At 67.5% G+C, this 20,615-nt stretch carries 17 protein-coding genes; 7 read left to right on the top strand and 10 right to left on the bottom strand.

Annotation, left to right across the window (positions count from 1 at the left end; translation table 11 throughout):
• Nucleotides 1-104 precede the first annotated feature (104 nt).
• Together E3T28_RS01760 and E3T28_RS17525 are read right to left on the bottom strand one after the other, a co-directional pair.
• On the bottom strand, nucleotides 105-860 hold the full coding sequence (locus tag E3T28_RS01760; protein ID WP_134427327.1) for an alpha/beta hydrolase: 756 nt from the start codon (nucleotides 858-860) through the stop codon (nucleotides 105-107).
• A gap of 390 nt (nucleotides 861-1,250) precedes the next feature.
• Nucleotides 1,251-1,382 (bottom strand): hypothetical protein, encoded by a 132-nt coding sequence (locus E3T28_RS17525; RefSeq protein ID WP_277613352.1) that lies wholly within the window; start codon nucleotides 1,380-1,382, stop codon nucleotides 1,251-1,253.
• Nucleotides 1,383-1,679: 297 nt separating this feature from the next.
• Here E3T28_RS17525 and E3T28_RS01765 point away from each other — a divergent pair, with 297 nt between their 5' ends.
• On the top strand, nucleotides 1,680-2,267 hold the full coding sequence (locus E3T28_RS01765) for an NUDIX hydrolase family protein (RefSeq protein WP_134427330.1): 588 nt from the start codon (nucleotides 1,680-1,682) through the stop codon (nucleotides 2,265-2,267).
• 140 nt (nucleotides 2,268-2,407) lie between these two features.
• Here E3T28_RS01765 and E3T28_RS01770 read toward each other — a convergent pair whose 3' ends face one another.
• The 4 genes from E3T28_RS01770 to E3T28_RS01785 form a co-directional block, all read right to left on the bottom strand.
• Entirely contained in the window at nucleotides 2,408-2,941 is a 534-nt protein-coding gene (locus tag E3T28_RS01770; RefSeq protein ID WP_134427333.1) for a GNAT family N-acetyltransferase, read from the bottom strand.
• A 365-nt stretch (nucleotides 2,942-3,306) separates the two neighbouring features.
• Nucleotides 3,307-4,860, bottom strand: coding sequence for a DEAD/DEAH box helicase (locus tag E3T28_RS01775; RefSeq protein ID WP_134427336.1), 1,554 nt, complete (start codon nucleotides 4,858-4,860; stop codon nucleotides 3,307-3,309).
• 234 nt (nucleotides 4,861-5,094) lie between these two features.
• Entirely contained in the window at nucleotides 5,095-5,787 is a 693-nt protein-coding gene (locus tag E3T28_RS01780) for a DUF1684 domain-containing protein (RefSeq protein WP_134427339.1), read from the bottom strand.
• On the bottom strand, nucleotides 5,784-6,329 hold the full coding sequence (locus tag E3T28_RS01785) for a hypothetical protein (protein ID WP_174776818.1): 546 nt from the start codon (nucleotides 6,327-6,329) through the stop codon (nucleotides 5,784-5,786). Before E3T28_RS01785 ends, E3T28_RS01780 begins: the two co-directional genes overlap by 4 nt.
• Nucleotides 6,330-6,372: 43 nt before the next feature.
• Between E3T28_RS01785 and E3T28_RS01790 the strand changes: the two genes are divergently transcribed.
• From E3T28_RS01790 to E3T28_RS01805, 4 genes are all read left to right on the top strand, one after another.
• Entirely contained in the window at nucleotides 6,373-6,801 is a 429-nt protein-coding gene (locus tag E3T28_RS01790) for an EVE domain-containing protein (protein ID WP_241979123.1), read from the top strand.
• 160 nt (nucleotides 6,802-6,961) lie between these two features.
• Nucleotides 6,962-8,227: a hypothetical protein gene (locus E3T28_RS01795; protein ID WP_134427345.1), complete on the top strand. Its 1,266-nt coding sequence runs from the start codon at nucleotides 6,962-6,964 to the stop codon at nucleotides 8,225-8,227.
• A gap of 86 nt (nucleotides 8,228-8,313) precedes the next feature.
• Nucleotides 8,314-8,922, top strand: coding sequence for a 2-phosphosulfolactate phosphatase (locus tag E3T28_RS01800; RefSeq protein ID WP_134427348.1), 609 nt, complete (start codon nucleotides 8,314-8,316; stop codon nucleotides 8,920-8,922).
• A 69-nt stretch (nucleotides 8,923-8,991) separates the two neighbouring features.
• Nucleotides 8,992-9,294 carry a DUF427 domain-containing protein gene (locus tag E3T28_RS01805; RefSeq protein WP_134427352.1) on the top strand — a complete coding sequence of 101 codons (303 nt, stop codon included), beginning with the start codon at nucleotides 8,992-8,994 and terminating at the stop codon, nucleotides 9,292-9,294.
• 65 nt (nucleotides 9,295-9,359) lie between these two features.
• Here E3T28_RS01805 and E3T28_RS01810 read toward each other — a convergent pair whose 3' ends face one another.
• The 4 genes from E3T28_RS01810 to E3T28_RS01825 all read right to left on the bottom strand — a co-directional run bounded on the left by E3T28_RS01810 (nucleotide 9,360) and on the right by E3T28_RS01825 (nucleotide 12,835).
• Nucleotides 9,360-9,854, bottom strand: a complete 495-nt coding sequence (locus tag E3T28_RS01810; protein ID WP_134427355.1) for a SprT-like domain-containing protein — start codon at nucleotides 9,852-9,854, stop codon at nucleotides 9,360-9,362.
• Nucleotides 9,854-11,020 (bottom strand): PQQ-dependent sugar dehydrogenase, encoded by a 1,167-nt coding sequence (locus E3T28_RS01815; RefSeq protein ID WP_134427358.1) that lies wholly within the window; start codon nucleotides 11,018-11,020, stop codon nucleotides 9,854-9,856. Before E3T28_RS01815 ends, E3T28_RS01810 begins: the two co-directional genes overlap by 1 nt.
• A gap of 281 nt (nucleotides 11,021-11,301) precedes the next feature.
• On the bottom strand, nucleotides 11,302-11,889 hold the full coding sequence (locus E3T28_RS01820) for a tetratricopeptide repeat protein (RefSeq protein WP_241979124.1): 588 nt from the start codon (nucleotides 11,887-11,889) through the stop codon (nucleotides 11,302-11,304).
• Between the two features lie 76 nt (nucleotides 11,890-11,965).
• A complete protein-coding gene (locus tag E3T28_RS01825) occupies nucleotides 11,966-12,835 on the bottom strand; it encodes a spermidine synthase (RefSeq protein WP_134427361.1) in 870 nt (289 codons plus the stop codon).
• A 310-nt stretch (nucleotides 12,836-13,145) separates the two neighbouring features.
• On the opposite strand from E3T28_RS01825, the gene rpoB reads away from it, so the two are divergent.
• Together rpoB and E3T28_RS01835 are read left to right on the top strand one after the other, a co-directional pair.
• Entirely contained in the window at nucleotides 13,146-16,640 is a 3,495-nt protein-coding gene (gene rpoB, locus E3T28_RS01830) for a DNA-directed RNA polymerase subunit beta (protein WP_134427364.1), read from the top strand.
• A 45-nt stretch (nucleotides 16,641-16,685) separates the two neighbouring features.
• The gene (locus tag E3T28_RS01835; protein WP_134427367.1) at nucleotides 16,686-20,597 is read left to right on the top strand and encodes a DNA-directed RNA polymerase subunit beta'; all 3,912 of its coding nucleotides are present in this window, start codon (nucleotides 16,686-16,688) and stop codon (nucleotides 20,595-20,597) included.
• The last annotated feature ends 18 nt before the right edge of the window (nucleotides 20,598-20,615 follow it).

Consider the following 20,615-nt stretch of genomic DNA (forward strand, 5'->3'; position numbering starts at 1 on the left):
CTCTGCCACCCAAATATCATCGTTCACCCGTCATGATTAACAGGATTCGGGGCAAAAATCCGATCAAAACGCCGATACAGCCAAAAATAAACGCGACTGTAGTACTAGGCGTCGTACTGTGCGCGCAGGAACGTGACGATCTCGCCGAGTTCGGCCTGCGAGATGGAATGGCCCATACCCTCGTAGATGCGCTCGGTGAGCGTGGAGTGCTCGGGCAGCCAGGCCTGGGTGCGGTCGACGGCATCCTGCGGGATGACCTGGTCGGCCGTGCCGCGGCCCCAGAAGACTGGGAGGCGTCGCTCGAGCAGGCGCTCGTCACCCGGGTGCTCGCTGCGCCCCACAAAGCCGGACAGCTGAACTGCGAACGCGAATCGGTCGGGTGACTGCCGCAGCAACTGGAGCGCCATCGCACCGCCCTGCGAGAATCCGAGCAGCCCGATGGACGAGGGCTGCTCGGGCAGGCCGTCCAGCCAGTCGAGCACTCCGCCGGCGGCCGCATCCAGGGCGTCGGCGCTCGGCGAGCCCGGGTTGACCTTGGCCCCGGCGGCGCCGATCGGGAACCAGGCCCAGCCCGGTCCGGCAGGCAGTGGCGCGCGCAGGGCGGCGATCACCGGATGCAGCGGCAGATGTGGCGCCAGCGAGAAGAGGTCCCCCTCGTGCGAACCGTAGCCGTGCAGGATGAGCAGCAGCGGTCGCCCGGTGCGGTCGGCGGCCGACGCGCTCCACAGCACGGCAGCCGGGTCGATGGGCTCGGCGCGCGGGACGGGGGTTCCGGGGGTGCGGCCGCCGGCCTCGGTGCCGTCGGTGTTGTTGCTCTCGGCGCCATCCTTGCCGGTGGGGGTGCTGTCGTTCTGGCCCATGGTGGTCCTTCTGTTCGAGGTCGACACCGGGAAACGCCGACGCATCAATCTTTCCACTCCCCGAGGGAGCGTCGGGATCGGTTGACAGGAGGCGGCAGTTGTCGTTAGCCGGCGGTATCCGTCGGCGTCCGTCGCTACCCGTGCATAACTCCTGCAATCTGCCGTGGGAGGGCGGAGACCGCCCCGAATTCCGGGGAAGCGGGCCGCCGCTCCGCCGAATTGCAGGAGTTACGCACACAGCCGGCCGTACTCCCGAATGGTTGGCGGCATCCGTCGCAGCCCGTGGCCAACTCAGGAGATCCCGGAAACGGAGGCCACGGCCGCGCAGAGTTCCGCGTAGCGCTGCGGAGTTCTGCGGAGAGTCGGAACCGTCCGCGCGTTTCTCCTGAGTTAGCCCCCGGCAGCGGTCGCAGGAGTCAGAGTCTCCGCGACGGACGCGACGGTGATCGCGGCGACCACCGACTCCTGCGCGGCGACCACCGACGCCTGCGCGGCGACGGATGTCCGCACCAGCTGGTCCACCGGCGAGGGGAGCGGACCCTATCGCGATCCCCACGGGGTGATGGCCATGGCCGCGCTTCCGTTTCCGTACTGTCGCTGTAAGTGTCGCTGTCGCTGTCGCTGTCGCTGTAGCTGTAGCTGTAGCTGTAGCTGTAGCTGTAGCTGTAGCTGTAGCTGTAGCTGTAGCTGTAGCTGTAGCCGTCCCCGTCCCCGTCCCCGCCCCCGTCCCCGTGGCCGCAAGCGCCCCGCCCGCGCCCGCTCTGCCGTCACATCGGCACTCGTGGCGCATCCGGGCGCAGGGTAAGACAGAATAGTTTCATGAGCGTGCGCACCCCTGACCCCGATCCGGACTGGACGCCTGGACCCGAGGGCGCAGGGCCGCCCAATATTAACCCGGGCTGGCTGAGCGACATCGAGCTGGCCGAAGTGCGCCGCCGACTGCCGATTCTCTACATCGAGGCGGTGCCCGTGCGCGTCGACGGCCTCGGCCAGGTCGTCGAAGTCGGCGTGCTCCTGCGCGCCCGGTCGACCGGCGAGATGACCCGGATGCTCGTGTCCGGCCGCGTGCTCTACGGCGAGACCCTGCGCGACGCCCTCTTCCGCCACCTCGAGAAGGACCTCGGCCCGATGGCCTTCCCGCAGCTGCCGATCAGTCCGGTGCCGTTCACGGTCGCCGAGTACTTCCCGATGCCGGGCATCACCGCGTTCACGGATGACCGCCAGCACGCCGTCTCGATGGCCTACGTCGTTCCCGTGACCGGCACCTGCGACCCGCGCCAGGACGCCCTCGAACTCACATGGATGACCCCGAAGGAGGCTGCCTCCGACGCGGTGGCAGCCGAGATGGAGGGCGGGCGCGGAGCGCTGCTTCGGATGGCGCTCGCCTCGGTCGGCCAGCTGCGCTAGCCGCGGCGGCGACTCGACGCGCGCTAACGAGCCGGCGCGCGACCGGCAGCGCACGCGCTGGCCGCTGGCCGCTGGCCGCGGCAGCCGGCCTCACGCACGCGGGAGCGTTGCCGCCGCGGGAGCCGGGCCGCCGGCTGCTGCTAGTCGTTCGTGACGAGTGACAGCCGGCGCGCCAGCGAGCGTGGCCGCACCAGTCGCACCTCGTGGAGTTGTTCGCCGAGCACTTCCTGATCCTGCTCGTGTCCGTCGGGGGCGTAGCCGTTGCGCTTGTAGAACGAGTGCGCGCGGGGGTTGACTTCGGCGACCCACAGGGAGGACGGGCCGTCGTCGACAACCGCATCGAAGAGCTGCTGGCCGATGCCGGTGCCGTGGTAGGCGTCGAGCAGGTAGATGAAGTAGAGCTCCATCGGCGCCGGCTTGTCGTCGTCGCGGGACGGCCCGCTGCCGGCGAATCCGACGATCTCGCCGTCGACGAGGGCCGCTACCTGGCGGTGGTTCGGTCCCTGCGCGCTGAACCGGCGCCACATGGCGGCTAGGCGGGCGGGCTGCAGCTGTTCGAGGGCGGCCTCGCTGAGCAACTGGTCGTAGGTTTCGTGCCAGCAGGTGGCATGCACGCGGCCGAGGCTGTCGGCATCCGATTCTGTGACAGGACGAAGGACTGCTGTGGTGACCATGACCCGAGACTAGCTCAGCCGCGCGGCTCCGAATGACGCTGCGCCGCCCCGACCGTGGCCGCCCCGCCGAGGGATGCCGGGCGACCCACGACTTCAGCTCTGCACGCCTGCTGCCGACTTCGCCGTTGAGCCGGGGAACAAGTGGCTAATTCCTGAGATCCGGTGTCGGCACGGTGGGTCTTCGCGTGATAGCGGGGCGGAGCATCCGTCACCGCCACGTTTCTCCTGAGTTGGCCACAAGGGGCCCTGCCCGCACGGGGGCGCCGGGCGCGTGTCGGTACTGCCCCGGCAACGCAAAACGGGCCGGCCTCCCCAGAGACCGACCCGTTCCACAGTGGAACAAACTCGCGGATGCCGCCTGGTGACTAGCCCTGCGCGCGGCGCGGAGCCGAGCGACGGGCGCCGCCGGAGGCACCGGCACCGCGCACGAGGCCGCCGACCTGGAGGCCGCCGGAGCGTCCACCCTGGGCCGGACGGCCCTGACCGTTGCCCGAACCCTGGCTGCGACCGGATGCCGCTGGCCGTCCCGAACGTTCCGGGCGCGCTCCACCGGTGGGTGCCACGGCATCGCTGCCGCGGTGTCCGCGGTTGCCGCGGGTCGCGCCGGCCCGGGCACCGCCGTCGCGGGGGCCGGAGTCGCGCTCGTCGCGGTTGACGCGCTTGCGCTGGGCGTTGGCGCCCTGCGAGCGGCCGCCCTGGGACTGGCCGTGCGGCTGCTCCACACGGGGGAGCGGCTTGACGTAGGCGGCGACGTCGCCGACAAGGGCGTCCACGGCGGGGGAGGCCGCGGTCACCCGCTGCGGGGTCACCTTGATCGCGGCCTTGCGCAGCAGCGCGTCGGTGTCGCGGCGCTGCTCGGGGAGAACCAGCGTCACGACGTCACCGGCGCTGCCGGCACGGGCGGTGCGGCCCGAGCGATGCAGGTACGCCTTGTGCTCGGCCGGCGGGTCGACGTGGATGACGAGTTCGATGTCGTCGACGTGCACGCCGCGAGCCGCGACATCCGTGGCCACGAGCACCTTGACGTCGCCGGCGCTGAACGCGGCGAGGTTGCGGTCACGGGCGACCTGAGAGAGGTTGCCGTGCAGGTCGACGGAGGGAATCCCGGCGTCGGTGAGCGACTTGGCGAGCTTTTTGGCCTGGTGCTTGGTGCGCATGAAGAGGATGCGGCGGCCGGAACCGCTCGCGAGCTTCTCGACGAGCGCCTTCTTCGATTCGACGCCGTCGATCTCGAACACGTGGTGGGTCATCGCGGAAACGTGGCTGTTGGCCTCGTCGACCGAATGCATCACCTCGTTGTGCAGGAAGCGGCGAACGATCTTGTCCACGCCGTTGTCGAGCGTGGCCGAGAACAGCAGGCGCTGGCCGCTGCTGGGCGTCTTGTCCATGATGCGAGTGACGACGGGCAGGAAGCCCAGGTCGGCCATGTGGTCGGCCTCGTCGAGCACGGTGATCTCGACGGCGTCCAGGCTGATGAAGCCCTGCTTCATCAGGTCCTCGAGACGGCCGGGGCAGGCCACGACGATGTCGACGCCGGCCTTGAGTGCGGAGACCTGACGGCCCTGGGAGACGCCACCGAAGATCGTGGTGGTGTTGAGACCGTAGGCCTCGGCCAGTGGGGTGAGCGCGTTGGTGATCTGCGTGGCCAGCTCGCGGGTCGGGGCGAGGATCAGGCCGAGCGGGCGGCCCGGACGACGTCGGCCGCCGGCGAGCTTGCCGCCGAGGCGCGACACCATGGGCAGGGCGAACGCGAGGGTCTTGCCGGAGCCGGTTTTGCCGCGGCCGAGCACGTCGCGGCCGTTCAGGGTGTCGGGCAGCGTGTCCACCTGGATCGGGAACGGGCTGTCGATGCCCTGCTCCGTCAGGATGGCGACGAGAGGGGCTGGCACGCCAAGCGCGCTGAAGGAAGTTTCTGACAAGGTGGTGCCTTTCGGGCATCAGATTCCCCAGGCATCCGTTCCGCACGGGCGGTAACTCGGAGCCTTGAGAGGATTCACATGGCGAAGGTGCCAATGGGCACATCCGTTCGCCGTAAGAAGGTTTGATTCGAAAAATCGGGCCGGCCCGGGTGGGCTGCCGCAATAAGAAGAGGGCGTTCTACGACGCAGCAAGCGCAACTACGCACTCGCAAGCTTCCATCTTAGCGGATGCTGTCAAGCCTCCGGGTCGAAGGCCCGTCCGGCGGGTGCCGTGGGGTGACGCTCCTCACCCGGTGCCAGTTCGCCGACGGGCACCTCCGCGGCCACGGTATTGCCGGCCTGGGGGAGCGGGCAGGCCCACATCGGGTCGTAGGCGCAGGACGGGTTGTAGGCGAAGTTGAAGTCGAGGATGATGCTGTCGTCGTCGGCCCCCGAGCCCAGGTCGGCGCCCTTGACCGTGTCGAGCAGGTAGCGGCCGCCGCCGTAGGTTCCGCCGGGCTTGCCCGCCAGACCGTCGCGCAGGGGTAGGAACAAGCCGCCGCCGTAGCTGGAGAGCCGCCAGAGGTCGATCGGTCCGAGGTACGGCAAGCGCACGGTCCCGACGAGGTCGAACGGCACCTTCCCATCGGATCCGGCGCCGGTTCCGGTGTCGACCGTGATGCGCACCGGATGCTCCGCACGGTGCACCTCGGCCTCGAACCGCCAGTCGGGGTCGTAGGCGGCGACCGGCAGCCCGGTGAAGCCGGCCCGGTCGTCGGGCATCAACGGTGAGGCGGAGTGCCCGCCGAACAGATCGTCCCGGCCGCTCCGCCACAACTCGTGGCCGGCGGCCGGGTCCTGCGCGCTGAGCTGGCGCACGCCGGCGTACAGCCCGAACACGCGCCGACGCCAGTCGGCCACCTGCAGGGCGCCGAGGGTGGTGGTCACGACGTCACGCCGGATTCGCGGGGCTCGGCGGCGCCTGGCCGGACCGGCTCGTCGACGCCGAGGTCGAGGCTCCAGTTCGGTGCGAGGCGCTTGAGCTGGTGCAGCCGCCACTGCCAGATCGACCAGAACACCGGCCAGCTGGCCAGGGTGAGCGCACCGGTGCGAAAGATCAGCTGGTCGCGGAAGAGCGTCTTCCCGGTGCCGGCCGGGTCGGGAGCCACGGCCATCCGGTGGTCCCAGAGCGTGACCGAGGCGAGCGGCCCTGACACGCCGCGGCCGGTGTCGCGCAGGATGCGCACCCCGTCCTTCCGGGTGGTCGCCATGGTGAGTCGAATGACCTGGTCGCCCATCGGCACCAGGCCGAGCGCGGTCAGGCTGACCGGATGCTCACCCGGCTCCCAGATGGTGGGGAAGCCATCCATCTCGAGCGATTCGACGCTCATCACGGGTGAGCTCACCTCGCGGAACACGGCGGGACTCCGCAGAGCTCGCCAGGCGGCATCGGGGGAGCAGTCGAGGATCTCTTTCAGAAGAACACGCATGACCCCAGTCTGTGGTGCCGGGGCATGCAGTACAACTAAGAGCGTGGCAATTCGATATTGGCTGGGCGTTGCCTCGCGCGAACACGTGCTGCGTGCCGTGGCGGTGGGGCTCGTTCAGGCCAGCCACGGGGCCCGGGCGGCGCTCGAGCAGATGGGCGAGTCCGACGGGGTGGTCTACTACTCCCCGAAGACGCACATCGACGGCGAGTCCCTGCGCGAGTTCACCGCGATCGGGCGCATCGCCCCCGGAATCGTGCACCAGGGGGAATCCGCCGCCCCGAGTTCGTACCGGCCGTGGCGACGCCACATCGACTACGAGACGGATGTCGTGGCCGCCTCGATCCGCCCACTCCTGTCGGTTCTCGAGTTCACCCGCAGCAACCCCGACTGGGGGTACCAGCTGCGGCGGGGGCTGCTCGAGATCTCCCGGCACGACTTCGAGGTGATCCGGCGCCAGATGCGCCGGGAGTAGCGCCTGACTCGGCCTGGTCGAGGTCCGCCTTCGGCGAGAGTCGTCGAAGCCGCCGAGGTGACCTGTCCCTGCTGCGATTATGGGCGGGATCGGCGATTTTCGAGAAGGTGCTGCCGCGTTCGGCGCCGGGTGGTGCGCATCCGTTCGGTACACTGAAGGCATGACTGGCGAGTTCTGGTGGGTGCCTTCGGCCGTCGTTTTCGGCGGGACGGCAGCGGTCGCCGTGGTGATCTCGATGATGCTGCGGCGCCGAGCTCAGGCGCGCGCCCGCGTCGACCAAACGCTGGCTGTCGAGCGCACCCGGGCTGCCGCCATCTCCCTCGTGCGCGCGGATGATCTGATCGAGGCGGCCACCGACGAACTCGGTTTCGCGGTCGCCCAGTTCGGGGAGAACGCCACCAGCGATTTTGCGGCCGCGCTCGACGCCTCCCGGCGGCAGGTGCGCGACGCCTTTCTGCTGCAGCAGAGGCTCGACGACAGCGTGCCCGACTCTGAGGGCGAGCGCCGCCGCTGGACCGAGCAGATCATCGTGCTCTCCGACGAGGCCGTCACACGTCTCGGTGCCGAGACCCGCGATTTCGACTCCCGGCGCGGTGTCGAACGGGATGCCCCGATTCTGCTCGAGAAGTTGCGGCGCCGCCTCGACCGGGTTGCCGACCGCGTGGCGGCCGGCACCGCCAGTCTCTCCCGGCTCAGTCGCACCTATGCCGCGCCCGCCCTGGCCCCGATCAGCGGCAACGTCGCCCGCGCCGAGGCGGCCCTCGTCGATGCCCGCCGGGCAGTGGATGCCGCGGCCGCGCGGCTCGCCCACGAGGCCACCGATCCGGTGGGCGAGCAGTTGCTTGCGGCCGAGCAGGCCCTGCACCACGCCGGCACACTCCTCGACGCGATCGAACTCGGCGAAGACCAACTGCACGTCGGGTTCGCCTCCCTGGCCCGTGCGCTCGATGGGGCCGATCTCGAACTGGCCGAGGTGCGCGCCCTGCGCGACGGGCACGAGGAGACCGCCGCGCGCGGCGAACTCAACCGTGTCGTGGCGGAGGCCGACCGCGTGGTGGGCGAGCTGCGGCATCCGTCGCGCCTGAGCGATCCGGCCGCCGACCAGGCCTGGCTGCGCACGGCGATGGACGGTCTTGACGTGATCCGTTCCGAGGCCCGTAACCGCCAGCTGCGGCTCGACAATGCCCGCGGTGCGCTGACCGGCGCCCTTCTGGCCGCGCGCAGCCAGATCACCGTGACCCGCGATTTCATCACCGCCCACCCCGGACGCGTGGGCGCGGAGGCGCGCACCCGCCTCGCCGAGGCCGAACGAAAGCTGAGCTTGGCGACGTCGGAGGCCGATCCGATCTCCGCCCTGGACACCGCGCGCAGTGCGATGACCCACGCCACGGATGCCGACGCCCTCGCCCGCTTCGACGCCCACTAGCGCTGCCCGGTGGCGCTGCCCACTAGCGCTGCCCGGTGGCGCTGCCCACTAGCGCTGCCCGGTGGCGCTGCCGCTACCCTGAGGGCGTGAACAACGCCGCGCCCCAGCAGAAGTACCAGGTCCGTTTCGACGTCGGCCTGGCCGGATTCCAGGCCCTGGCCGCCGCGGCCGACGTGGTCATCCTCGCCGACGCGCTGCCGTCGGTCGGCGCCGAGTCCGTGCGCCCGACCGCGCTGCTCGACCACGAGGTCATCGCCGCCAACCTCACCAACCGCACGAGCGTGGCGGAATGGGTGCTCGCCCGTCAGACGGAGAAGGGGGACCGGTTCTCCGTGGCCGTGATCATGGTGGGTGAGCGTCGACCAGACGGCGGCGCCCGGTTCGCGGTGGAGGATTTCCTCGCCGCCGGCGCCGTGATCGACGCCCTCGCCGCGCGCGGCATCGACCACTGCTCGCCGGAGGCCGCTGGGGCCGCCGCGGGTTTCGCGGGGCTCGCGCAGGCCGTGCGGCACCTGGTCACCGCGTCGGAGACCGCCCAGGAGCTGGTTGCCGCGGGACGGGCGGCCGAGGTGCAGGCGGCGGCGCGTCTCGACGCTCCGGCACTCCAGGCTGCGGCGGTCCGGGTTCCGGCGACGGATGTCCCGGCTCCCTCCCCGGGAATCTCCCGACTGCGGGAATTCGCGTTCCCGGCCTGAGGTTGCCCCTGACACGGCCGGCACCTTGACCGAACCTCTCGTTCGAACCTCACCGAAGGAACAACTCCCATGAAGGCAGTACTCAACGGCACCGTCATCGCCGAAGCACCCCAGTCCGACCTGCTCAAGATCGAGGGAAACTGGTACTTTCCGCCGGCGAGCGTGAACGCCGAGTTCCTTGTGAAGAGTCCCACGCAGTACACCTGCTCCTGGAAGGGCGAGTGCCAGTACTTCGGCGTCAAGGACGGCGAAACCCTGCTGCAAGACCGCGCATTCAGCTACCCGGCCCCGCCCGCGGCCTCGTTCGACCGGGTCGGTCAGGACTACAGCGACTACGTCGCCTTCTGGAAAGAGATCCGGGTCACCGAGTAGCCGACGCTAACCGGATTGCGGCTCGAGTAATCGGTGGTCGAGCCTCTCGAGACCGTAGCGCCCAGCTAGCCCGCGCTCGCCGCGGCAGCCTGCCGCCGTGCCGCGGCCGTGATCTCGCGTCGGGCCCATCGGATCAGGAACCGCTTGTCGAATCCGCGCACGCACAGCCCGCAGGCGAACGCCCGGGTCGGTTGCCGGTAGCGGTAGTGCACGTGCCCGGCCGGGCAGGTGCCGACCCACGGTGCCAGCTCGTCGGCGATTTCGCCGTCGTGGGTGCTTTTGCCGTCGTAGCCGAGGTCGTGGGCGATCAGCTTCCACTTCGGCCCGTGGCCGGCGCGCGGCCCGGCCAGGGCGTGCGCGACCTCGTGCAGCAGGATCTGGTGCACCTCGTCGTCTTCGTAGCGCGCCGCCAGGTAGCGGGAGACGGTGATGCGGCGCACGGTGAAGTTGCAGAGCCCCGCCCGCTTTTTCGCGTTGTCGAACGCGAAGGTCCAGCTGGGGTCGAGGTGCAGCGTGATCAGGGCGCTCGCCCAGTGCCGCACCCGCTCGAGGTCGGCCATCAGGGAGCCACGCTCACCTGGTAGAGACGATCGTCGCCGGGGTAGGGGGTGCCGCGGCCGTCCGTATTGTTGCTCACGAACCAGAGTGTGCCATCGGGCCCCGACACCACATCGCGCAGCCGCCCGAAGCTGTTCACAAACCAGTCGTCGACCTCACCTGAGGAGGGATCGATGCGCCAGAGCCTCTCGCCGCGCAGGGCCGCCATGAAGATGGTGTTGTTAACGATGGCGAGCCCGCTCGGGCTGGCCTCGCTCGTGGGCCACTGCTCTTCCGGGGCGAGGAAGCCGGGGTCTGCGTCCTGCCCCAGACCCTCGACGATCGGCCAGCCATAATTGCCGCCCGAGGTGATGCGGTTGAGTTCGTCCCAGGTGTTCTGGCCGAACTCGCTGGCCCAGAGCCGGCCGCTCCCGTCCCAGGCGATGCCCTGCGGGTTGCGGTGGCCGTACGAGTAGACGTAAGTGCCGAACGGGTTGTCGTCCGGCACGTCGCCGGTCGGTGTCATCCGCAGGATCTTGCCGCCGAGGGAGTCCAGGTCCTGGGCGTTCGCGGGATTCCCGGCATCGCCGGCCGTTGCGTAGAGAAGACCGTCCGGGCCGAAACCGAGGCGGCCGCCGTTGTGATTCCCGGCCTTCGGGATGCCGCCGAACACGGGTTCGGATGCGCCGAAGGTGTGGCTTCCGACCGCGCCGAGGAGAGGCATCCGCGCGATCCTGTTGTCGTCGGCGGACGTGAAGTAGGCGTACACCCACCCGGTTCCGCCCGGTGCGGCCGGGTCGGCCAGCGCGGCGAGGCCGAGCAGGCCGCCCTCCCCATCCGGGGTTGCCTCGGTGACCTGCCCGGCGTCACGCAGGCTGCCGTCGGGCAGGAGCTCGCGCACCAGCGTCGTGTCGCGTTCGCTGATCAGGGTGCCGCCGTTCGGCAGGCGCAGGATGGACCACGGGGCGTCCAGTCCGGACGCGATCACGACCGGGTCATCGACCGGCCGCACCGGTGCCCCGGCGGTGGCGGTCGGCCCGGGCGATCCAGGTGCCCCAGTGTCGGACGGGCCCGGCCGCGCTGGGGTCGAGGTCTCCGCCGAAGGCCCGGGTGCGTTCGCCGTGCACGCGCTGAGTAGCAGGATCGTACACAGCGCGAGTACCCCGGCCGCACCGCTGCGTGTCGGCATCCGCCCGTTCATGTGCCACCTCCATCGCGCCGGCGCGCTCGCCGGCTGGGTTCCAGCATGCCCCGGATTCCGGCTGCCGGGTGCGCAGCCCCGCCCGTGGACGACTCTTGCAAGTAGCCGGTAGCCGGTAGCCGGTAGCCGGTAGCCGGTAGCCGGTAGCCGGTAGCCGACAGCCGACAGCCGACAGCCGGCAGCCGGTCGGCAGACGGGCGGTCGGCAGACGGACGACGCCTCCCGGCGACACCAGGCACAGGGCCGCCATCCGGCGCGGCTCCGGCACGCTACGGCTTGGGGAGGGCCTGTCGCCGTTCGGCGATGAAGGACTCGACCACGGCGACGGCGACGAGCGCGCTTTCGAGGAGGGCAGGCGTGGCGCCAGCCTGTTCCCGAAGCGTCACCGAGGCCCGGAAGTCGGCCAGGGCGGCGTCGAGGTCGCCCTGTTCGAAGTGCACTTTGCCGCGACTTTCCCGGGCGAACGATGCCACGCCGGCCCATTCGTGCGTCTCGGACTCGAGCACGCAGTGGGTCAGCTCGGTCACCGCCTCGTCGAGCTTGCCCCGGAACTGCTGCACTTGGGCGCGACGGATGCGACTGAGGGCGAGTTCCTCCCTCGAACCGGTGAACCGGGACTGGCGCAACGCCGTGTTCGCCATGTCCCAGGCCTCGTCGAGCCGATTGGTCAGCCGCAACAGCACGACCTTCTCATTGAGAGCGGAAAGGCTGCGCAGCTCGCCGAGTTCTTCGAGGCGCAGCTCGGCGGCGGGCAGGTCGACTTTCTCACGCAGGGTGACGGCGTCATAGCCAATGATGATGGGCAGGGTGTGGTCCTGAGGCGAAGGCGGCACGTGCCGCGGGAGAAACGTGGTCACGTCCAGAGTAGCCCGGACCGGCCGGGCCGGTCCCCGATTGGGGGCGATCGGTGGCCATCCGTCGCTATCCCGCCGCTCAGCTGCCGAGCTGGAACACCGTGCGGCCGGGGAGCGGCGACGGGGTGGCCGTCGCATCCGTCGTGACCATCGCTGTCGCCATGAACTGGGTGAGCTCCGCGCCCTCGACCACCTTCGACGGATGCGGCCCGCCGGCCAGCAGCCGCGACACCCAGCTCGTGTCGATGGGGGTGTGCGCGGCGACGAAGACGATGTTGCCGAACCGGCGCCCCTTGAGCACCTGGGTCTCCGCGAGGGCGAGCACGTGCCCGAAGACGGCGGACAGCGTCGCGGCCTGCGAGCGGGCGAACGGCAGGCCGGGTCCGTCGGCGACGTTCACGACGAGCACGCCGCGAGGCGACAGGAGGGGAGCGGCCAGCTCGTAGAACTCGCGGCTGGTCACGTGGGCCGGGGTGCGGGCGCCGGAGAAGATGTCGACGACGACGAGGTCCACAGCGCCGTGCAGTCCGGCCGGCAGCTTGGCCAGCACCTCGCGGGCGTCACCGTGCCGCACGCGCAGCTGCGCCCGCTTGTCCCAGGGCAGCTCGCCGCGCACGAAGTCGATCAGGTCGCTCTCCAGCTCCACGACCTGCTGGCGGGATCCGGGCCGGGTGGCCTCGACATAGCGGGGAAGGGTGAGTGCGCCGGCGCCGAGGTGCACGGCCGTGATCGGCTCGCCGACCTCGCCGATCAGGTCGATCACGTGACCGATTCGCTGCACGTACTCAAAGAACAGTTCGCCCGGGTCGTCCACGTTCACGTTCGACTGGGGCGTGCCGTCCACGATCAGGTTGAAGCTGCCCGAGGTGAACCGGTCCGGCTCGATGACGGCATGGTGGCCGCTCAGCTTCAGGGTGATCGACGGATGGTGCGCTACAGGCCTGCTCATCCCTCAAGTCTGCGCCCTCCGCAGCCTGAATCGGAGCCGCCCAAAACCGGGTTATACCTGAGAATTTCCGGAACGTCAAGATTTGAGTGGACATGGCCGGGTAATCGGCATATAGTTGATCTTTGCGCTCCCAGACTAAACTCTGCCTTCATATTGCGGTCGGCTTTGCGTGCTCAAGCCACCTTGACGCATACCTCGTTCCAGGATTTCAGAACAACGGAATTTCGGAACTCGAGGGTCTGAGGAGTTCGTACTCGGTATTCCTTACTAACAGTGACTAGACCTGACGGGGTCCACGGAGGTTATTTCCTTGGCTGCTGCGCGCAACGCAACCACCAACTCACCCAAGAACGGACGTGCCGCTGGCCGTCTTTCGTTCGCGAAGATCACCGACAATCTGACTGTTCCGGATCTGCTTGCTTTGCAGACCGAGAGCTTCGATTGGCTCGTCGGTAACGACAACTGGAAACAGCGTGTCGCAGAAGGCCAGGCGGCCGGTCGTCAGGACCTGCCGACTCGCACCGGGCTCGACGAGATCTTCGAAGAGATCTCACCCATCGAGGACCTCGGCGAAACGATGCAGCTGTCGTTCACCAACCCGGAGCTCGAGCCGGAGAAGTACACCATTGACGAGTGCAAGGAAAAGGGTAAGACCTACTCCGCACCTCTCTATGTGAACGCTGAGTTCATGAACCACCTCACCGGTGAGATCAAGACCCAGACCGTGTTCATGGGTGACTTCCCGCTGATGACCCCCAAGGGCACCTTCGTGATCAACGGCACCGAGCGTGTCGTCGTGTCGCAGCTGGTCCGCTCCCCGGGCGTCTACTTCGACCGCCAGCAGGAGAAGACCTCCGACAAGGACATCTACTCCGCTCGCGTCATCCCGAGCCGCGGTGCCTGGCTTGAATTCGAGATCGACAAGCGCGACCAGGTCGGCGTTCGCATCGACCGCAAGCGCAAGCAGTCCGTCACCGTCTTCCTCAAGGCCCTCGGCCTGACGAGCGAAGAGATCCTCGAAGAGTTCAAGGGTTTCGCGTCCATCGAACTCACCCTTGAGAAGGACAACATCCTCACCAAGGAAGAAGCCCTCAAGGACATCTACCGCAAGCTGCGTCCGGGCGAGCAGGTTGCCGCCGAGGCCGCGCGTGCGCTCCTCGACAACTTCTTCTTCAACTCCAAGCGCTACGACCTGGCCAAGGTCGGTCGCTACAAGATCAACCGCAAGCTCGGCCTCGAGGCGCCCCTCGGCGACTCCGTGCTGACGCTCAAGGACATCCTGGCCACGATCAAGTACCTGGTTGCGCTGCACGACAACCAGACCACGATCGCCGGGGTCCGCGACGGCAAGCCGGCCGACATCCGCATCGACATCGACGACATCGACCACTTCGGCAACCGTCGTATCCGTGCCGTCGGCGAGCTCATCCAGAACCAGGTGCGCACCGGCTTGTCCCGAATGGAGCGCGTCGTTCGCGAGCGCATGACCACGCAGGACATCGAAGCGATCACCCCGCAGACCCTGATCAACGTGCGCCCCGTCGTCGCCGCGATCAAGGAGTTCTTCGGTACCTCGCAGCTGTCGCAGTTCATGGACCAGAACAACCCGCTCGCCGGACTGACGCACAAGCGTCGCCTGTCCGCGCTGGGCCCGGGTGGTCTGTCCCGTGACCGTGCCGGCGTCGAGGTGCGAGACGTTCACCCCTCGCACTACGGCCGCATGTGCCCCATTGAAACCCCGGAAGGCCCGAACATCGGCCTGATCGGTTCGCTCGCCTCGTTCGCGCGGATCAACGCCTTCGGTTTCATTGAGACCCCGTACCGCCGCGTCGTCGATGGCAAGGTCATGAACGACCAGATCGACTACCTCACCGCCAGCGAAGAAGACGAGTTCATCGTCGCCCAGGCGAACGCACCCCTCACCAAGGACTGGCACTTCGCCGACGCCCGTGTTCTCGCCCGCAAGAAGGGTGGAGAGGTCGACCTCTTCCCCGCGGAAGACATCGGCTACATGGACGTCTCGCCTCGCCAGATGGTGTCCGTCGCCACCTCGCTCATCCCGTTCCTCGAGCACGACGATGCGAACCGCGCCCTGATGGGTGCCAACATGCAGCGTCAGGCCGTCCCGCTCCTGATGAGCGAGAGCCCCCTCGTCGGTACCGGCATGGAGGTCTTCGCAGCCATCGACGCCGGTGACGTGCTCACCGCCGACAAGGCCGGCGTGGTGATGGAGGTTTCGGCCGACGTCGTCACCATCCAGCTCGACGAGGGCGGCACGCAGGAGCACTACCTGCGCAAGTTCGCTCGCTCGAACCAGGGCACAAGCTACAACCACCGCGTCATCGTGCAGGCCGGCGAGCGGATCGAAGTCGGCGAAGTCATCGCCGACGGCCCCGCCACCGAAAACGGAGAGCTCGCTCTCGGCAAGAACCTGCTCGTCGCGTTCATGCCGTGGGAAGGGTACAACTTCGAGGACGCGATCATCCTGAGCCAGAACCTGGTCAAGGACGACACCCTCTCCTCGATTCACATCGAGGAGTACGAGGTAGACGCTCGCGACACCAAGCTGGGCAAGGAAGAGATCACTCGCGACCTGCCCAACGTGTCGCCGGATCTGCTCGCCGACCTCGACGAGCGCGGCATCATCCGGATCGGTGCCGAGGTTCGCCCCGGCGACATTCTCGTCGGCAAGGTCACGCCCAAGGGCGAGACCGAGCTGTCCGCCGAGGAGCGCCTTCTGCGCGCCATCTTCAACGAGAAGAGCCGCGAAGTTCGCGACACCTCGCTGAAGGTTCCCCACGGTGAGCGCGGCACCATCATCGGCGTCAAGGTCTTCGACTCGCAGGACGGCGACGATGAGCTCGGCTCGGGCGTCAACCAGCGCGTTGCCGTCTTCATCGCCCAGAAGCGCAAGATCACCGAGGGTGACAAGCTTGCCGGCCGTCACGGCAACAAGGGTGTCATCTCCCGCATCCTGCCGATCGAGGACATGCCGTTCCTCGCCGACGGAACCCCGGTCGACATCATCCTCAACCCGCTGGGTATCCCGGGCCGCATGAACTTCGGCCAGGTCCTGGAAACCCACTTGGGCTGGATCGCCAAGCAGGGCTGGCAGGTGGAAGGCAAGCCCAAGTGGGCCGGCCGTCTGCCCGAGGCCGCGCACAGCGCAGCTCCGAACACCAAGGTCGCGACCCCGGTATTCGACGGCGCGCTCGAGATCGAGATCGAGGGCCTTCTCGACTCCACGACCCCGACCCGTGACGGTGACCGCCTGATCGACCGCACCGGTAAGACCCAGTTGTTCGACGGCCGCTCCGGTGAGCCGTTCCCCAACCCGGTCTCCGTGGGCTACATGTACATCCTGAAGCTCCACCACCTTGTCGATGACAAGATCCACGCCCGTTCCACCGGCCCCTACTCCATGATCACGCAGCAGCCGCTGGGTGGTAAGGCGCAGTTCGGCGGACAGCGTTTCGGTGAGATGGAGGTGTGGGCGCTGGAAGCATATGGAGCCGCTTATGCCCTGCAGGAACTCCTGACCATCAAGAGCGATGACATCCTCGGCCGCGTGAAGGTCTACGAGGCCATCGTCAAGGGTGAGAACATCCAGGAGCCGGGTATCCCCGAGAGCTTCAAGGTTCTGATCAAGGAAATGCAGTCGCTGTGCCTGAACGTCGAGGTGCTGTCGAGCGACGGCACCGCCGTCAGCCTGCGCGACACGGATGACGAGGTGTTCCGTGCTGCGGAAGAGCTTGGAATCAACATTTCCACCCGGTTTGAGTCGTCCTCGATCGACGACATCTAGGCCCGGCCGATGACGAACACTTCGAATACTTTCCAAGGAGAGAAATTGCTCGACGTAACCACATTTGACGAGCTTCGCATTGGCCTTGCGACCGCCGACGACATCCGTCGCTGGTCCCATGGTGAGGTCAAGAAGCCCGAAACCATCAACTACCGCACGCTCAAGCCGGAAAAAGACGGCCTGTTCGGCGAGCAGATCTTCGGCCCGTCCAGGGACTGGGAATGCTCGTGCGGCAAGTACAAGCGGGTGCGCTTCAAAGGCATCGTCTGTGAGCGTTGTGGTGTAGAGGTCACCAAGTCGTCGGTGCGCCGTGAGCGCATGGGCCACATCGAACTCGCCGCCCCGGTCACCCACATCTGGTACTTCAAGGGTGTCCCCTCACGTCTCGGCTACCTGCTGGACATGGCTCCGAAGGACCTCGAAAAGGTCATCTACTTCGCCGCGTACATGGTCATCACGGTTGACGAAGACGGCCGCCACCAGGACATGCCCGGCCTTGAGAACGAGCTCCGCCTCGAGATCAAGACCATCGAAGGCCAGCGCGATTCCCGGATCGCTGACCGTCTGCAGCGCCTCGAAACCGACCTCGCCGCACTCGAGGCCGAGGGCGCCAAGAGCGACCAGAAGAAGCGCACCAAGGACGCAGCCGAGAAGGAGATGAGCCAGGTCCGCAAGTCTCTCGACGAGCAGATCGCTCACCTCGAGCGCGTGTGGGAGGACTTCCGCACCCTCAAGGTCGGCGACCTCAAGCCCGAGGACTCGGTCTTCCACGAGCTGCAGGACCGCTTCGGCATGTACTTCGAGGCCTACATGGGCGCCGAAGCCATCAAGAAGCGCCTCGAGGCCTTCGACCTGGTCACCGAGAGCGAAAACCTGCACCTGCAGATCGCCGAGGGCAAGGGCCAGAAGAAGATCCGCGCGATCAAGCGCCTCCGCGTGGTCAACGCGTTCATCATCACCGGCAACTCGCCGGCCGCCATGGTGCTCGACGTCGTGCCCGTGATCCCGCCCGAACTGCGCCCGATGGTGCAGCTCGACGGTGGCCGCTTCGCGACCTCCGACCTCAACGACCTCTACCGTCGTGTGATCAACCGCAACAACCGCCTGCGTCGTCTGCTTGACCTCGGTGCCCCCGAGATCATTGTGAACAACGAGAAGCGGATGCTGCAGGAGGCCGTTGACGCGCTCTTCGACAACGGTCGTCGTGGCCGCCCCGTCACGGGTACCGGCAACCGCGCCCTCAAGTCCCTGAGCGACATGCTCAAGGGCAAGCAGGGTCGTTTCCGCCAGAACCTGCTCGGCAAGCGCGTCGACTACTCCGGCCGTTCGGTCATCGTCGTCGGCCCGCAGCTCAAGCTGCACCAGTGTGGTCTGCCCAAGCAGATGGCACTCGAGCTGTTCAAGCCGTTCGTGATCAAGCGCCTGATCGACCTGAGCCACGCACAGAACATCAAGGCCGCCAAGCGCATGGTCGAGCGGAGCCGCCCGCAGGTCTGGGACGTGCTCGAGGAGATCATCCGCGAGCGCCCCGTGCTGCTGAACCGTGCGCCGACGCTTCACCGCCTCGGCATCCAGGCGTTCGAGCCTCAGCTCGTCGAGGGTAAGGCCATCCAGCTGCACCCTCTCGTCTGTGCCGCGTTCAACGCCGACTTCGATGGTGACCAGATGGCAGTCCACCTGCCGCTGTCGATGGAAGCCCAGGCCGAAGCACGCATCCTGATGCTCGCCTCGAACAACATCCTGAAGCCGTCCGACGGTCGCCCGGTGACCCTGCCCACGCAGGACATGATCATCGGGCTGCACCACCTGACCACGCTCAAGGAAGGCGTCATCGGCGAGGGCCGTGCGTTCTCCTCGATCTCGGAAGCGATTCTCGCTTTCGACCAGAAGAAGGACGCGAACCAGGGCCTCGACCTGAACGCCAAGGTGCGCATCCGTCTGACCGACAAGTACTTCGAAGAGGGCACGCAGCCCGACGGCGTCGAACTCGTCAACGGTCAGGCCGTCGGAACCGTGCTGGTGACCACCACGCTCGGCCGCGCGATCTTCAACGAGGCCATGCCGGTCGACTACCCGTACTTCGAGAAGGTCGCCGACAAGGGCAGCCTCTCGGCGATCGTCAACGACCTCGCCGAGCGGTACCCGAAGGTGGAGGTTGCCGCGACGCTTGACCGCGTCAAGGACGCCGGTTTCTACTGGGCCACCCGGTCCGGTGTGACCGTGGCGCTCAGCGACATCCTGACCCCGCCGAACAAGCCGCAGATCGTTGCCGGCTACGAGAAGCAGGCCGCCAAGGTGCAGTCGCAGTTCGAGAAGGGTCTCACGACCGACCTCGAGCGTCGCCAGGAGCTCATCCAGATCTGGACCAAGGCAACCGAAGACGTTGCCGCGGCCATGCAGGAGAACTTCCCGGCCGACAACACCATCAACCGAATGGTCACCTCCGGCGCCCGTGGTAACTGGCTGCAGGTGCGCAACATCGCCGGTATGCGAGGCCTGGTCAACAACCCGAAGGGTGAGATCATCCCTCGCCCGATCATCTCGAGCTACCGCGAAGGCCTGTCCGTCGCCGAGTACTTCATTGCTACTCACGGTGCTCGTAAGGGTCTGGCCGACACGGCTCTGCGTACCGCCGACTCCGGGTACCTCACGCGTCGTCTCGTGGACGTCTCGCAGGATGTCATCATCCGCGAAGACGACTGCGGCACGACCAAGGGTCTGGAACTGCCGATCGCCGAGGTCAACGCGATGGGCGATCTCGTTCGCCACCCCAACGTGGAGAACGCGGTCTACGCTCGCAGCCTGGCCACCCCGGCGGTCAACGCCAAGGGCGAGGTTGTCGCCGACGCCGGCGACGACGTGGGCGACGTGCTCATCGACAAGCTGGTCGAGGCCGGTGTCGAAACCATCAAGGTGCGCTCGGTCCTGACCTGTGAGTCGGCCGTCGGTGTCTGCGCGGTGTGCTACGGCCGTTCGCTCGCCACGGGGCTGCTCGTCGACATCGGTGAGGCCGTCGGTATCATCGCCGCGCAGTCCATCGGTGAGCCGGGTACCCAGCTCACGATGCGTACCTTCCACACCGGTGGATCGGCATCCGCCGACGACATCACCCAGGGTCTGCCTCGCGTGCAGGAACTGTTCGAGGCCCGTACCCCCAAGGGTGCGTCGCCGATCGTCGACACCGCCGGTCGCATCACCATCGAAGACACCGACCGCAGCCGGAAGGTCATCTTGACCCCCGACAACGGCGATGAGCCGATTGCCTACCCGGTGCTCAAGCGCTCCACCCTCCTCGTCGAGGATGGCCAGCACGTCGAGCTCGGCACGCAGATCATCATCGGCGCCGTCGACCCGAAGGAAGTTCTTCGCGTCAAGGGTGTTCGCGCCGTGCAGAAGCACATCGTCGGTGGAGTGCAGGACGTCTACCGCTCGCAGGGTGTGCCGATTCACGACAAGCACATCGAGGTCATTGTTCGTCAGATGCTTCGCAAGGTGACCGTCGTCGAGCACGGCGACACCGGCCTGCTCCCGGGCGAGCTCGTCGACCGGTTGAAGTACAACGACCTCAACCGCACGGCGCTCACCGAAGGCAAGAAGACGGCTTCGGCCCGTCAGGAAGTCATGGGTATCACCAAGGCTTCGCTGGCGACCGAGTCCTGGCTGTCGGCCGCTTCCTTCCAGGAGACCACCCGGGTTCTGACCCAGGCGGCCATGGAAGGCAAGAGCGACCCGCTGATGGGCCTCAAGGAGAACGTCATCATCGGTAAGTTGATCCCGGCCGGCACCGGTCTTCCCCGCTACCGCGACGTCACCGTCGAGGCAACGGATGAAGCCAAGGCTGAGCGTTACCCGAACCGCATCTTCACCGATGATGCAGCGTTCAACGAGGGTGACCTGAGTTTTGTCGACTTCGACAGCTTCTCGTCGGATGACTTCACCCCCGGCACCTACAACTAGTCACTAGCGATAGGTTCC

The sequence above is a fragment of the Cryobacterium sinapicolor genome, assembly GCF_004403465.1.
Lineage (GTDB): Bacteria > Actinomycetota > Actinomycetes > Actinomycetales > Microbacteriaceae > Cryobacterium > Cryobacterium sinapicolor.

Bases quoted from the DNA above. Each gene is read 5' to 3' on its own strand.
- E3T28_RS01760 (WP_134427327.1), bottom strand. From the start codon at position 860: ATGGGCCAGAACGACAGCACCCCCACCGGCAAGGATGGCGCCGAGAGC.
- E3T28_RS01765 (WP_134427330.1), top strand. From the start codon at position 1,680: ATGAGCGTGCGCACCCCTGACCCCGATCCGGACTGGACGCCTGGACCC.
- E3T28_RS01770 (WP_134427333.1), bottom strand. From the start codon at position 2,941: ATGGTCACCACAGCAGTCCTTCGTCCTGTCACAGAATCGGATGCCGAC.
- E3T28_RS01785 (WP_174776818.1), bottom strand. From the start codon at position 6,329: ATGCGTGTTCTTCTGAAAGAGATCCTCGACTGCTCCCCCGATGCCGCC.
- E3T28_RS01795 (WP_134427345.1), top strand. From the start codon at position 6,962: ATGACTGGCGAGTTCTGGTGGGTGCCTTCGGCCGTCGTTTTCGGCGGG.
- E3T28_RS01805 (WP_134427352.1), top strand. From the start codon at position 8,992: ATGAAGGCAGTACTCAACGGCACCGTCATCGCCGAAGCACCCCAGTCC.
- E3T28_RS01810 (WP_134427355.1), bottom strand. From the start codon at position 9,854: ATGGCCGACCTCGAGCGGGTGCGGCACTGGGCGAGCGCCCTGATCACG.
- E3T28_RS01815 (WP_134427358.1), bottom strand. From the start codon at position 11,020: ATGCCGACACGCAGCGGTGCGGCCGGGGTACTCGCGCTGTGTACGATC.
- E3T28_RS01825 (WP_134427361.1), bottom strand. From the start codon at position 12,835: ATGAGCAGGCCTGTAGCGCACCATCCGTCGATCACCCTGAAGCTGAGC.